This window comes from Arthrobacter sp. I3 (assembly GCF_000520575.1).
Taxonomy (GTDB): domain Bacteria; phylum Actinomycetota; class Actinomycetes; order Actinomycetales; family Micrococcaceae; genus Arthrobacter; species Arthrobacter humicola_A.
Map to the genome: position 1 here is coordinate 38,061 of NZ_KI914925.1, position 12,437 is coordinate 50,497.

Annotated in this window: 13 protein-coding genes and 1 pseudogene; 10 read left to right on the forward strand and 4 right to left on the reverse strand. The window is 64.9% G+C overall.

Annotated elements, in window-relative coordinates; translation table 11 throughout:
- From Y706_RS28135 to Y706_RS0111135, 6 genes and pseudogenes are all read left to right on the forward strand, one after another.
- Positions 1 to 322: putative immunity protein (locus tag Y706_RS28135; protein WP_043436021.1), on the forward strand; the 322-nt coding region annotated here is incomplete at its 5' end.
- A gap of 109 nt (positions 323 to 431) precedes the next feature.
- Entirely contained in the window at positions 432 to 1,037 is a 606-nt protein-coding gene (locus Y706_RS0111120; RefSeq protein WP_028276646.1) for a dihydrofolate reductase family protein, read from the forward strand.
- A 31-nt stretch (positions 1,038 to 1,068) separates the two neighbouring features.
- Positions 1,069 to 1,334 (forward strand): annotated as a pseudogene (locus Y706_RS28140) (aldehyde dehydrogenase family protein); the annotation flags it as partial.
- Between the two features lie 49 nt (positions 1,335 to 1,383).
- A complete protein-coding gene (locus Y706_RS29265) occupies positions 1,384 to 1,521 on the forward strand; it encodes a hypothetical protein (protein ID WP_162159072.1) in 138 nt (45 codons plus the stop codon).
- A gap of 337 nt (positions 1,522 to 1,858) precedes the next feature.
- On the forward strand, positions 1,859 to 3,223 hold the full coding sequence (locus Y706_RS0111130) for a lipocalin-like domain-containing protein (protein WP_084476078.1): 1,365 nt from the start codon (positions 1,859 to 1,861) through the stop codon (positions 3,221 to 3,223).
- 453 nt (positions 3,224 to 3,676) lie between these two features.
- Entirely contained in the window at positions 3,677 to 4,255 is a 579-nt protein-coding gene (locus tag Y706_RS0111135) for a GNAT family N-acetyltransferase (protein ID WP_028276648.1), read from the forward strand.
- Positions 4,256 to 4,428: 173 nt separating this feature from the next.
- Here Y706_RS0111135 and Y706_RS25010 read toward each other — a convergent pair whose 3' ends face one another.
- The gene (locus Y706_RS25010; protein ID WP_043436022.1) at positions 4,429 to 6,174 is read right to left on the reverse strand and encodes a CocE/NonD family hydrolase; all 1,746 of its coding nucleotides are present in this window, start codon (positions 6,172 to 6,174) and stop codon (positions 4,429 to 4,431) included.
- A 118-nt stretch (positions 6,175 to 6,292) separates the two neighbouring features.
- On the opposite strand from Y706_RS25010, the gene Y706_RS0111145 reads away from it, so the two are divergent.
- The 3 genes from Y706_RS0111145 (at position 6,293) to Y706_RS0111155 (ending at position 9,105) form a co-directional block, all read left to right on the forward strand.
- Positions 6,293 to 6,940 (forward strand): TetR/AcrR family transcriptional regulator, encoded by a 648-nt coding sequence (locus Y706_RS0111145; RefSeq protein WP_028276649.1) that lies wholly within the window; start codon positions 6,293 to 6,295, stop codon positions 6,938 to 6,940.
- A 252-nt stretch (positions 6,941 to 7,192) separates the two neighbouring features.
- Positions 7,193 to 8,191, forward strand: coding sequence for an NADP-dependent oxidoreductase (locus Y706_RS0111150; RefSeq protein ID WP_028276650.1), 999 nt, complete (start codon positions 7,193 to 7,195; stop codon positions 8,189 to 8,191).
- Positions 8,192 to 8,238: 47 nt separating this feature from the next.
- On the forward strand, positions 8,239 to 9,105 hold the full coding sequence (locus tag Y706_RS0111155; RefSeq protein WP_028276651.1) for an alpha/beta fold hydrolase: 867 nt from the start codon (positions 8,239 to 8,241) through the stop codon (positions 9,103 to 9,105).
- 203 nt (positions 9,106 to 9,308) lie between these two features.
- On the opposite strand, the gene Y706_RS0111160 is transcribed toward Y706_RS0111155, so the two are convergent.
- Positions 9,309 to 10,022, reverse strand: coding sequence for an SDR family oxidoreductase (locus tag Y706_RS0111160; RefSeq protein ID WP_028276652.1), 714 nt, complete (start codon positions 10,020 to 10,022; stop codon positions 9,309 to 9,311).
- 65 nt (positions 10,023 to 10,087) lie between these two features.
- Entirely contained in the window at positions 10,088 to 11,161 is a 1,074-nt protein-coding gene (locus Y706_RS0111165; RefSeq protein ID WP_028276653.1) for an alkene reductase, read from the reverse strand.
- Positions 11,162 to 11,330: 169 nt separating this feature from the next.
- Between Y706_RS0111165 and Y706_RS0111170 the strand changes: the two genes are divergently transcribed.
- A complete protein-coding gene (locus tag Y706_RS0111170) occupies positions 11,331 to 11,933 on the forward strand; it encodes a TetR/AcrR family transcriptional regulator (protein WP_028276654.1) in 603 nt (200 codons plus the stop codon).
- A gap of 135 nt (positions 11,934 to 12,068) precedes the next feature.
- Here Y706_RS0111170 and Y706_RS30670 read toward each other — a convergent pair.
- The coding region (locus Y706_RS30670; RefSeq protein ID WP_162159073.1) for a LuxR C-terminal-related transcriptional regulator at positions 12,069 to 12,437 on the reverse strand (369 nt) is incomplete at its 5' end.

Sequence of the window (12,437 nt, forward strand, 5' to 3'; positions counted from 1 at the left end):
GGCGGCTGCCGCCCGGTCCGCCACACAAGCCGCCGCCGTCGCCCACATGGGAGCGCACGCCCTGGGGGCAGCGGCGTATGCCGCGAAAGCGGCCGGACTGTCGGCGCCCGATCGACATCAGACGATCGACGACGAGATCCGCTGGCAACTTGAGCACATGAGCGCCGAAGCCCGGTCCGCGCTCCGGCGCCTGCCACCGCTGGGCGCGAATTCCGCAGGTCCGCTGGGGCCAGGACTTCTCGCATCCGGAATCCTCGCCTCGATCATCCGCACGATCCAGGCCGACTTGGCCCGCCCCGACCGGCCTGCCTCCGCCAGCTGAACGAGGCGGCCATCCGCCGGAGACGGTGGTCGAGGATGCCATCACCTGCTACGATCCCCAGAATCCCCACACGACCGCATGCAGGTCGCAATCACTCAGGAGGTTCGCGATGCCGGACACCACCTGCCACATGTCGATCTCGCTGGACGGCTTCGTCGCCGGGCCGGACCAGAGCCGCGAGAACCCCCTGGGCAAGCGGGGGCTGGAGCTGCACGGCTGGCATATCGGCGACCCGCGCGCCAACGATGCCGACAAGGTAGCGACCGAGTGGCTCATGCGCCCGCGCGGCGCATATGTGATGGGTCGGAACATGTTCGGCCCGATCCGCGGGGACTGGGATGAGGAATGGACCGGGTGGTGGGGAGCCGAACCGCCGTACCACGCGCCGGTGTTCGTGCTGACCCACCACGGACATGACCCGATCCAGCTGGACGGCGGGACGACCTTCCACTTTGTCACCGAGGGCTTCGACGCGGCCTACTCAGCAGCCCGCCAGGCCGCCGGGGACAAGGGCGTGGACATCGCCGGCGGGGCCTCGACCGTCCGGCAGGCACTGATCGCCGGCGTGATCGACGAGCTTACCCTCGACATCGCACCGGTCCTGCTCGGTTCGGGCGAGCGCATCTTCGACGGGGTTGAATCCTTCGGCTTCGAACCGGCCGAGGTGCTTCACTCACCGCTGGCCACCCACATCCGTTACCGCCGCGTCGGCTGACTCCGAACACGCTGCCGGCCTCCCGCGCAGCAGACAGTACGACGTCGTCGACAACCTGGTGGAAGCGGCTAAGGCTTCCGGGGCCCGTGTCCTGCTCGGCGGCAATCCGGACACCGACCACCCCGGCTACTTCTACCCACCACGCTCATAGCCGACATCGACAACAACAACCCCTTGGTGCCGGAGGAGCAGTTCGGCCCGACCCTGTCGATCGTCCGTTACAGCACGGTTGACGAGGCTGTTGCAATGGCTGCCGCCCTCGACGTCGGACTCGGAGCCTCTGTCTGGTCCTCGGACTGGTCCACTCTGAATTTGCGGGTCTTGCCCTGCGAGATCATCCGGGGTAATGCTGGACGAAGGGATCCGAGCAGACTTCGAACTGACGGTTTCCCGGCAGATTGCCAAGTGGAAGCGTGGCGAAGCCGAGGTCGACGTGAATCACGAAGCACTGGCCCGCGCGTCGCCGCAAGTACTACTGGATTGATGGTGGCCGGGGCGAACCCTCACGTGACGGTTGCGAGCGTGGCCGCGCCGGTCCCGGCCGCACCAGGCAGGATTGAGGCTTGGATTCCTAAGTGCGACCCGACGTTGACCACAATCCCAAGCCGGTACGGAATGGTGAACGGCGGCCACCCCTCAGTGGCCGCACCAAACTCGGCGGGAAAGGCTCGAACCGGATGGCCGGAGCAGCCATTCTCTCGTAGGGAGCGTTTGATGCGCGGCGTTCGAATCGGCCAACCAGCGCCGCAGACCCGCGACGGATCCTCGATTTGTCGACCGCAGACGACGAAGGCCGTGGGGGTCCACCAGGAGGTTTAGCCATGTATGAGAGTAGAGAGCAGAACCATCGCCCGGTGATCGAGGGCGGAGGGGAACGTGCGGACGTCGCCCGCGCGTCAGGACAAGGAATTGACCGCCGCAGGGTCTTGGGATCGGGTCTGGCGATGGCCGCCACGGCGGGTCTGTTGGGGGCCGGTGCCGCCCCTCGGGCAAGCGCGGCCGCCCCCGGGGATTCTGGCCCGTTCCAGGAAGTCAGCGGCCATGCCCTGTACCTCTTGCCGCAGGACCACAAATGGCACACGGGCGGAATCTTCGACACCGGACAGTTCCAGGAGTGGCACTACTGGACCGGCTTCTTCACCGATGACGACACCGGGGAACAGTTCGGCATTTTCTACAACCTCACGAACAACCCGAGTGCGCCCGGGGGGCCCTCGCTGTGGGAGCAGGGCGTAAGCTTCTCGTTCGGAGACTTCGCCAAGCAGGAGTTGATCTGGGCGCACCAGCCGACTCCTGTTGGCTCATTGCAGGCGACACGGCCGCCGGACTCGACCTCGCCGGACGACTTCCAGTACAGCGCCAAGGGCCAGAACGTGGAATTCACGACGGTGTACCGTGCCGAGCCGGACACGTGGCGCTTCCAATTCACTGGTGTTGCCGCAAACAACAACAACTCACCCCTCGCCATGGACATGGAGAACACGGCCCAGTCACCGTACGGCTACATGCCGGTAGGGCTTGGCGGCTTTGAGAATCAGAACATCCCCTGGAATGGGCAGAATCTGGATCCCGCCAACCTGTACGCGCTGTCCTACTACTACACCGGTCCGATTTCAAAGAGTAAGGGCACCGTCACCATCGGCGGTAAGACCCGCCATCTCACAGGCACGATCTGGTTTGAGCACCAGTGGGGGAACTTCAACTCCGGGCAGCAGGTGTGGACGACTGCGTATACCTGGGGGGCGCTGACGTTCAACGATGGCACCGTCTTCACCTGGCGCCAGTGGTACGGCGCACCCAACGGATCGGCTCCGCTCCAACCGATTCTGGAGATCGGCCGCAACTCGTATGGGACGCCCAACGGCACACCGGACGGCAGCCTCACCTTCCACGTGGGGAACAATGCGGAGTGGAAAGCGTTGAAGACCTGGAAATCACCGGTAAGCGGGCGCAACATCGCCACTCAGGTACAACTGACCAGCACCTTCGGGATCTGGTACCTCACGAGCGTCTTCGACAACTACGAGATGCCCTGGGGCTACCCGCCCTACGGGAACAATCCCTACAGCTTTGTTGAATCCGCGATGTGGGTCCGTACCGGCTCGGTCGACGGGCCGATTGTCGGCCACGCGTTCATGGAGCAGGCCAACCAGTTCACCCTGTACCAGGGTGTCGTTCCCGGGTAGAGACTGCGGCCGCCTCACTTGTCCCGTACCGGACGCGTGAGGCGGTGGCTTGAAGGGTGAACGAACGCCTTAGCGACATCCAGTGATCGGACGCGGCCTTGTCTTCGCCCGCGAGTTCGGGCAATCACATCGAGGTGACGACGCGTACACGGTGGCCAACGGCGATCGACTCCCGAGAGATGGCTCCAGCGATCGGAGACACAAGGAATGCGATCAAAGCAGCAACGTCGGAGGGCCGGGCCCCTCTCTCCCCCCGGAGACGGACGCATCGTCGCGGGCATCCAGGACGAAACCCCACTCCCGCTTCGCGACGCAACCACTGCAACGGCACCTTCCACCCAGAGACCACATATGCCCGGGACCAATCCCAATGGCCAGTGCGCTCGGCCAGCGACCGTAAACCGACCTCCCCCATCGGTGTGACGGGTCTTCCCCCGGTGCGAGAATGTCTGCATGCTCACCTTCCTGGAGACTGAACGACTTCTGCTCCGGCAGTTCACCCCCGACGATGCGGAGCTACTCGTGGAACTGGACAGCGATCCGCGGGTGATGCGGTACATCACCGGCGGTATCCCCACCCCCCGGGGCGAGATAGAAGGCGACTTCCTCCCGGCATTCCTCGACTACTACCAGCGCTTTCCCGGCTACGGGTTCTGGGCCGCGATCGAGAAGACGACCGGGGAATTCCTCGGCTGGTTCCACTTCCGGCCAGGCCCCGACGATCCACAAGATCAGCCGGAACTGGGCTACCGGTTGCGCCACGCGGCCTGGGGAAAGGGGCACGCGACGGAGGGATCGCGGGCGCTGATCGCCAAGGGGTTCACCGAGTTCGGGGTGCAGCGGGTTGTAGCCTCGACCATGGCAGTCAACACGGCCTCCCGAAGGGTGATGGAGAAATCCGGGATGCGCCTCGTGCGGGCCTTCGTCGCCGACTGGCCGGTTTCCGTTCCGGGCGAAGAGCACGGCGACGTCGAGTACGCGATCACCCGAGATGAATGGGAGGCTGACGATTCCCGCCTTCGCCTCCAGTGACCCGCCCGTATCCGCGCGCGGCCGAGGTTGCCTTTCAGCAGGTTCAGTGCCCGCCGCGCGGAAACCAGTTCGAAGGCTTCGATGCTTCCGTCGCGGTCCTCGCCAGCCAGGCGCACCCAGTGTTCGGGAGCAGGGGTTGAGGTCATGCGGACATCCCTGGTCATGGTCATTCGTTACTTGGTGGGCGTTTGGACGGGCAGCTGCAGGTAGGAGGCGTGCTCTCCGCCGGTGTGGATAACGTGCGTTCCGCTGTTGGCGCCTAAGTATTCGTTTATGCCCGGCATCAGCGTGCCGAGCAGGTTCCGGGAGCTGATGATGAAGCGGAGTTGTTCTCCAGGATGGAAGGAGAGGCCGATCGGGAACAGGTCGATGTCGATGGCCACGATTTCCCCGGCCGACAGCTTCTGGACCCGGTCGAAGCTGTGGGCGGGCACGTCGTCGGTCGAGAGTGCCTCGTCGAGGTGGCGGGCAGAGACACGAAGCCGCCCGTCGGAGCCCTTGTAGCGCAGGATCGTCGCCCCATGATCGGTGAGGTCATGTGCCATGGCGCTGTGGTTGGGGACGGTGAATGCCTGTAGCGGCGTTCCGTACGCGTCGAGCGTCTGCACGAGGGCGAACAGGTCCATGTCGTCAGCGCCTCGCGCCTCGACCCAGAGGTGCGCCTTCGGGTAGCCGACCAGGACGGTCTCCTGCACGAAGCGGGTAAGGAAGGACACCGCGTTCGGGTTCGAGTAGACGTGGTACGCCGCTTCCGCCGCGGCGGCCGGGGCGGTCGTCGTCAGGATCCGGGAGCGGCCGTCCAGGTAGTACTTCGTCGATGCGATGTCCGCGGGCGGGAACATGTCGGCGGCGACGCCGACTTGGTCGCCGCCCTCGAGGTCGAGAACGGAGTAACGGACGCGGGGCGTTCGCTCCCACCCGTTGTCCTGATCCTTGAGGTAGTGGTCGAAGAAGCGGCGCAGGTCTTCCGCGTTCGCTTCGTCGTAGTAGTCCGGCCATTCCTGGCTGTTGTGGATCCTCAGCCATTTCTCTTCCGAAGCGATGCGCCGCCAGGCGCGGAATGTCCCGGCGGTGTGGAGGGTGTTCGAGTAGCTGGCCACGATGTACGCCGGGACGGTGATCTTGCCGAAGTCGGGGATTTTGTGTTCCCAGAGGTCGGTCATCAGCGGGTAGTGCTCGACTTCGGAGAGGATGTCTTCCTTCCGGTTTTTGCCGAAAAAGCTGCCTTCCTGGAGTTGCTGGGCGAAGCCGATGTCTGGCATTCCGCCCCGCATCACCAGGTCGCGGTAGACGTCGCTGACGCCTTCCCACGGGTTGATCGCCGCCAGGTGCGGGGGCTGTTCTGCGGCGGTGAACCACTGGGATACCGCGAGGTAGGAGGTCCCGCTCATGCCCACCTTGCCGGAGCACCACTGCTGCCCGGCGAGCCATTCAATCAGGTCGTAGCAGTCCCGGCCTTCCTGCCGGTCCCACAGCACGCTGTCCCCGTCGGAGTCCACCACGCCCCGGATGTCCGGGTTGCAGATCGCGTAGCCCCGGGCGCACCAGTATGCGGGATCCGGTGCCTCGAACTTCTCCAGACCGGACACGATGCCGTTGTCCAGGCCAACCAGCCCGAACACGCCCATGACACTAAGGGATGTGCCTTGACCCTTGCCGTAGGGACTCCACGCCACGATCACCGGCACCTGCTCAGAACCCGCGGGGCGGAAGATATCGACGTAAATCGTGACTCCGTCCCGCAACTGAACCGCGACGTCCTTCTCGAACACCACATCGACCGGCAGGGCGCGGAACTGCGGCGCAATCCGGAACCCTGCCTCGAGTGTCCGGGTCCCGGGTTCGAACGCGGTCAGCACCCCGGTTCTTGCAGCGGGCAGCGGATGGGATGGTACGAACATCTTCTGGTCATCGCTCATGGCGAGCTCCTTCGGTCAGGTCAGCCCTCCGGGGCTTGCGTCCAAGCGACCCTACGTCCGCCAGTTCGGAAACTCAACACCTGTTGAGAAAAGCAGTATCGGTTGCTAGGTTTGGCTTATGACCCAGCAGAAGGAATCCCTGCCGAAAGCGCGGCGCGGCCGCAGGCCCGGGACCGGGAGCACCAGACAGGCGGTGCTCGACGCTGCCAGGGCCCGGTTCGCCACTGACGGTTTCGGCGCGACGACGATCCGGCGTGTCGCCGCCGATGCCGGCGTGGACGTGTCCCAGGTGATGCAGTTCTTCCGCTCCAAAGACGAGCTGTTCGCGGCCGTGATGTCCTTCCCAGCCTCGGCCCTTGAAAGGTTCAACACGGCTTTCGAGGGGCCCGACGAGCATCTTGGGGAACGCGTCGTCCGCGCCTACCTCAACGCCTGGGAAGGCCCCGCCACGGATTCCGAACCATTGATGGCCATGCTCCGTGGTGCGATCGTCAATGACCAGGCAAGCGCACAACTGCGTGAGTTCATCCAATCCCGCCTGCTGCACGGCACCATCGGCCGCAGCGATGCCGATGCCGCTCTCCGGGCTGGACTCGCCTCATCGATGCTGGTGGGTATCGTCACCAGCAGGCGGATCATCGGTGTGCCTGTGCTGGTCGATGCGGACACGGAGAAACTGGTGGCGACCGTGGCTCCGGCGATCCAGCAGATCTTGGTCGGCGCACCCTCCCAGACCGGCGGGATCGAGAAGGGCACCGGCGCGTGACTGCCATTGAAAGTCATGTCACATAGGACTCGTGGGCTGCATGAACTCGTGTTAGCTGAAATAGGCAGGTAGGGGCCTAGCCACCAGCAACGGCATCAGGTGTATACGGGCATGGACAATGTCCGGGATGTGGCCCGAATATTCAAATGAACGCGCGCACCCAACGGTTCACTTGACAATATTTCTGAGTCAACTCAAACTTGAGTAGACTCATTTTTCACCAAGCCTTACGTCATAGAGGAGCAGCACGCCATGAGGGCATTCGTCGTCACCAAGTACAAGGAGCCGCTGCGCGCAGCAGACGTCCCTGAGCCGACCGTCGGCGAGCGCGATGTGCTGGTCCAGGTCCACGCAGCTGGCCTCAACCAATTGGACGAAAAGATCCGCCTGGGTGAGTTCAAGCAGATCCTCCCTTACAAGCTCCAGCTGATCCTTGGCAACGATGTCGCCGGCACAGTCATCCGTGTCGGGGCGAAGGTGCGCGGCTTCAAACCCGGTGACGAGGTCTACGCCCGACCCGACAAAGACCGCATCGGCACGTTCGCCGAGCGCATCGCCATCACCGAGACCGACCTGGCACTGAAACCCGCATCGATCAGCATGGAGGAGGCCGGCTCACTACCGCTGGTTGCACTTACGGCGTGGCAGGCCCTCGTTGAGCAAGGCAACGTACGTCCGGGGCAGAAAGTCCTCATTCACGCCGGGGCCGGCGGGGTCGGGTCGATCGCGATCCAACTCGCCAAGCACCTCGGGGCGGCCGTCGCGAGCACCGCCAGCGCCGCCAACGCCGACTTTGTGCGCGACCTCGGCGCGGACACTGTGATCGACTACCGTACGCAGGACTTCGAACAGCTCCTCGCCGGCTACGATCTGGTGCTCGACAGCCTCGGCGGGGAGAACCTCGTGAAGTCACTGCGCATCCTCAAGCCCGGCGGGAAGGCGATCGGAATCGCCGGTCCGCCGGACCCGGCGTTCGCGCGTAAAGCCGACCTCAACCCTGTGCTGCGCCTTGCCATCGCGGGGCTCAGCAGCAGGATCCGGCGGCAGGCGAAGAAGCTCGGCGTCAGCTACGAGTTCCTCTTCATGCGTGCCAGCGGCGACCAGTTGCGCCAGATCACCGCCCTGGTTGACGACGGCGTGCTGCGCCCGGTCGTTGGACGGGTCTTCGACTTCGCCCAGACCCCACAGGCGCTCGAGTCGCTGGCCAAGGGCGGCCTCCGCGGCAAAGCCGTCGTCACCCTTCCCTCCTGAGCCGCCGGCAGCCATTCACCTCACAGACCACTTAGAGGACTACCAGCATGAGCAGCTTTGACACCCCGAACGGCTCCGTCGCCACCTCGTACGCGAAGGCCGCCACACGCTCCATCACTTCAGGTGGCGTTACCTACGCCTACCGCGAGCTGGGGCCCAAGACCGGCATCCCCGTCGTGTTCTTCGTGCACCTTGCCGCGACCCTGGACAACTGGGACCCGCGCATCATCGAGCCCATCGCGCAGAACCGCCACGTCATCACCTTCGACCAGCGCGGTGTCGGCGCCTCCACCGGGCAGGTTCCCGACAGCGTCGAGGCGATGGCCGACGACGCCTACATCTTCATCAAGGCCCTCGGGTTCGACCAGGTCGACGTCTTCTCCTTCTCACTGGGCGGCATGATCGCCCAGGACCTGGTCCTCAAGCATCCCGACCTCGTCCGCAAGCTCGTGCTGGCTGGTACCGGGCCGCGGGGCGGCAAGGACATCGATAAGGTCGTCGGCACCACCTACTGGGACGTCCTCCGTGCGACCCTGACGCGCTCGGACCCGAAGGAGTTCCTGTTCTTTAACCGCAACGCGACCGGCAAGCTGGCCGCGAAGGCGTTCATCAAGCGCCTTCAGGAGCGCACTGTCGACCGCGACAAGCCGATCAGCACCAAAGCCTTCCAGACTCAACTGAAGGCAATCCGGAAGTTCGGCCGCTCCGCGCCGTCGGACCTGTCAGGGCTCACCCATCCCACCCTCATCGCCAACGGCGACAACGACCGCATGGTGCCGTCGGTCCTGTCCGGGGACCTGCACCGGCGCATCAAGGGATCCGAGGTGATCATCTACCCCGACTCGGGCCACGGCGGAATCTTCCAGTTCCACGACAGGTTCTCCCCCGTCGCCGTAGAATTCCTCGCCCACTGACCAGCACCTACCTGACAAGATCCAGCCAACAGAGCAGAGAGCCGCTGTGGCTGTGCCCGCCCGTGAATACGGGCGGGCACAGCCATTAGCGTGACTATCCCGGCATGTGACGTGAAGGCCAAGGCACCAGGCGATCGATTCGGGTGAGAGCATCGGTGCCACCGCGCTCACTTTTGGTGAACGCGGTGGCACCGGTTGTTCCCTTATGCGTCTGTGTCCACCAACTGCGGGTAGACCGCTTCGAGGGGTGCGCTGAGTCCGGCCTTGAGCTGGACAGACGTGCCGTCGGCGAGGACCTCGTACTCCCCTGCCTCGGTGGCGTCGAACACGGTGCGCACCAGCACGGCCGGGTCGAGCTTCGGGCCGGTGGCGTGCGCGGCCATCGCGGTGTCGACGTATGCGACGTGGACGCCGACGACGTGCACGCCGGCGGGAGCGAGTTCGAGGCGGAGGGAGTTGGTCGCGGACCAGAGGGCGGCTTTGGTGGCGCTGTAAATGCCGGCGACGGCGTACCAGCTCAGGGCCGAGTGCATGTCGATGATCATCGCTCCGTCCTTCACCGACAGGACCGGAGCGAACGCGCGGGCGACGAAGAGAGGCCCGAGGAAGTTCGTCTCGACGTTCCTGCGGATCTCCTCGTCCGTGTGGGTGAGGATCCCGGCACTGGAGACCGACGCGCCGGCGTTGTTGATCAGCACGGTCACATCCGGTGCCGCCTCGACCGCTGCCTGGATGGAGGCGGAGTCGGTGACGTCCAGGGCGAGCGGAACGATGCGCTCGTCGTTCCAAGTGCGGGGGGTGCGGGCGGACGCATAAACCTTTGCAGCTCCCCTGGCGAGGGCTTCGTGCACGAACTGCGTGCCGATTCCGCCGTTGGCTCCGGTGATGAGGACGACTGCTCCGTTAAGTGAGGGCATGGCTGTTTTCTTTCTGATCGGTACGGGGTATGTAAGGTCGGCGGCGGACGGCCCGCGGCAGACGATTAGGCGTGTGCCAGGGCCGGATAGTCGGTGTACCCGGCCGCGCCGCCGCCATACAAGGTTGCCGGGTCCACCTCATTCAGTGGCGCACCAGTGCGCAGTCGCTCAACAATGTCGGGGTTCGCCAGGGCGAAGCGGCCCAGCGGCGCGATGTCCGCGAGCCCGGCGTCGATGTCGTCGGCAATCTGCTCACGGTCGCGCCCATAGCGGACGACGAGGATGGCTGCGGGCCACGCGTCGCGGAAGGACCGCAGCAGTTCGTCGTCACCGAGGTGGTGTACGTGCAGGTACGCAAGGTCCAGTGTGGCGAGTTCGCCGACCAGGTGGCGGTACTGTGTCCGGACGTCGGCGGGATCCCCTTCGTTGATTCCGCCCAGCGGGAACGCCGGTGAGATGCGGATGCCGGTCCGGTCTGCCCCGATCTCCTCGGCCACCGCGCGGGCGACCGCGACGACGAACCGGGACCGGTTCTCCACGGATCCGCCGTATTCGTCCGTGCGGTGATTCGAGTTGGGCGAGAGGAACTGGTGGAGCAGGTACCCGTTTGCGCTGTGGATCTCCACGCCGTCCGCTCCCGCTGCGATAGCGGAGGCTGCGGCGTGGCGGAACCCGGCGATGGTGGCCTGGATGTCTTCGGCAGTCAGCTCACGCGGCACCGGCGTCTTCTGCGGGCCCGTTGGAGTGAACATGTCCTGCTCGGCCGAGATCGCCGATGGGCCAACGGGCTGACGGTGGTGCGGGGTGTTATCCGGGTGCGACATCCGGCCGACGTGCATCAGTTGGATGAACAGGGCTCCGCCGCCTGCATGCACCGTGTCGGCGATCCTTCGCCATCCCTCGATGCGTTCGGGAGTGTAGATGCCGGGGGTGTTCAGGTAGCCCTGGCCGTCCTCGGACGGCTGTGTGCCCTCGGTGATGATCAGCCCGAGTGAGGCGCGTTGGCCGTAGTACTCGGCGGCCAGTTCCCCGGGGGTGCCGTCCGGGTTTGCGCGGCTCCGGGTCAGCGGGGCCAGCGCGAGCCGGTGCGGCAGCTCCACATTGCCGAGGGTGAAGGGTTGCCAGAGGGAGGAAGTCATATGTGCGGTCCTTTGCGTCGCGGGTAATAGCGCCACCACTCTGCAGGGGCGGAACACCGGGGTTCGGCCCTTGCGTGGGAGAATGAACGAAGGAACATTCGAACCCACACAGTAGTGACTACACTCATAACTGAGTGCAGTCAGAATCTATTCCGGAGGATCCATCACCATGTCTCTCGCCTCCCAGCCGGTCGGACGGCGCGAGCGGAACAAGCAGCAGAAGCTGGACCGCATCACGGCCGCGGCAAGCGAACTGCTGGCCGAGCACGGCATCGAGGATGTCACGACCCAGCAGATCGCCGACAAGGCGGACATCGGCACCGGGACCCTGTTCCTTTACGCGAAGACCAAAGGCGAACTCCTCCTCCTCGTGCAGAACGCACACTACGCCGAAGCGCTTCAGCAAGGTCGGGCTGATGCCGAAACCACCCCGGATATCCTCGATGCGGTGCTGGCAATCGTACGGCCGATCGTGGAATGCAACCGCGTCCAGGTCGACAACGGACGCACGTACCTGCGGGAAATGGTCTTCGGTGATCCCGCGGAGCCCCGTCACGCTGAGGCCCTCTCCATCGTCGCGCAGACCGAGGAGGCCATCGCTGCCGTCCTGGGCAGGCAGGAGCTGCCTCGTGCGCAGGATGCCGCTACGACGGCCCGCATCGTCAGCGCCATCATGTTCCTCAGCATGGCAGCGACCGTGAACGCCGCATTGAGCATCGACGAGATTGTTCAGGACATCCGGACCCAGGTCGGCGTACTGCTGTCTCGCTGACACAATCAAGTGCTCGCACTAACGCCCGGTGTCCACCGATTGCCTGGGGTCGTGGATCGGCAGAAGAACGGCCACCGCTACTGTACTGGATGCGCAGCCTCTCACCGGGAGCGCGGTTCGCGGCATTCCGGATTCTTAAGTCCGGCCGGGCAGCAGGTGGGGTCCCATCCGATCGGCCCGGGTCGCCATGAGTGCGTCGGTAAGCCGCCGGACGTCCCTTGCCCGCACTTCGTCTGTGGGCGGCACGGTGCAGGACTCGCTGGTGCAGGTCAGCAGCGCTGCCGTGACCTCCGCGATCAGAGCCGGGGATGGGCTAAACCGGTATCCGCCGTCGGCAGGGTCGTCAGAAGAATTCAGCGCCCTGGTGATGAACACGGCGGCCTGCGTCCTGCTCGCCATGCCGAGTTTCCTCAGAATGGTTGAGGTCAGATTCTTCACGGTCTTTTCCGCCAGCGACATTTCCTGGCTGATCTGGCGGTTGGTCAGCCCTCTCCCTAGTCGGAT

Bases quoted from the DNA above. Each gene is read 5' to 3' on its own strand.
- Y706_RS0111155 (WP_028276651.1), top strand. From the start codon at position 8,239: ATGAGCAGCTTTGACACCCCGAACGGCTCCGTCGCCACCTCGTACGCG.
- Y706_RS0111145 (WP_028276649.1), top strand. From the start codon at position 6,293: ATGACCCAGCAGAAGGAATCCCTGCCGAAAGCGCGGCGCGGCCGCAGG.
- Y706_RS0111165 (WP_028276653.1), bottom strand. From the start codon at position 11,161: ATGACTTCCTCCCTCTGGCAACCCTTCACCCTCGGCAATGTGGAGCTG.
- Y706_RS0111160 (WP_028276652.1), bottom strand. From the start codon at position 10,022: ATGCCCTCACTTAACGGAGCAGTCGTCCTCATCACCGGAGCCAACGGC.
- Y706_RS25010 (WP_043436022.1), bottom strand. From the start codon at position 6,174: ATGAGCGATGACCAGAAGATGTTCGTACCATCCCATCCGCTGCCCGCT.
- Y706_RS0111170 (WP_028276654.1), top strand. From the start codon at position 11,331: ATGTCTCTCGCCTCCCAGCCGGTCGGACGGCGCGAGCGGAACAAGCAG.
- Y706_RS0111130 (WP_084476078.1), top strand. From the start codon at position 1,859: ATGTATGAGAGTAGAGAGCAGAACCATCGCCCGGTGATCGAGGGCGGA.
- Y706_RS29265 (WP_162159072.1), top strand. From the start codon at position 1,384: ATGCTGGACGAAGGGATCCGAGCAGACTTCGAACTGACGGTTTCCCGG.
- Y706_RS0111150 (WP_028276650.1), top strand. From the start codon at position 7,193: ATGAGGGCATTCGTCGTCACCAAGTACAAGGAGCCGCTGCGCGCAGCA.
- Y706_RS0111120 (WP_028276646.1), top strand. From the start codon at position 432: ATGCCGGACACCACCTGCCACATGTCGATCTCGCTGGACGGCTTCGTC.
- Y706_RS0111135 (WP_028276648.1), top strand. From the start codon at position 3,677: ATGCTCACCTTCCTGGAGACTGAACGACTTCTGCTCCGGCAGTTCACC.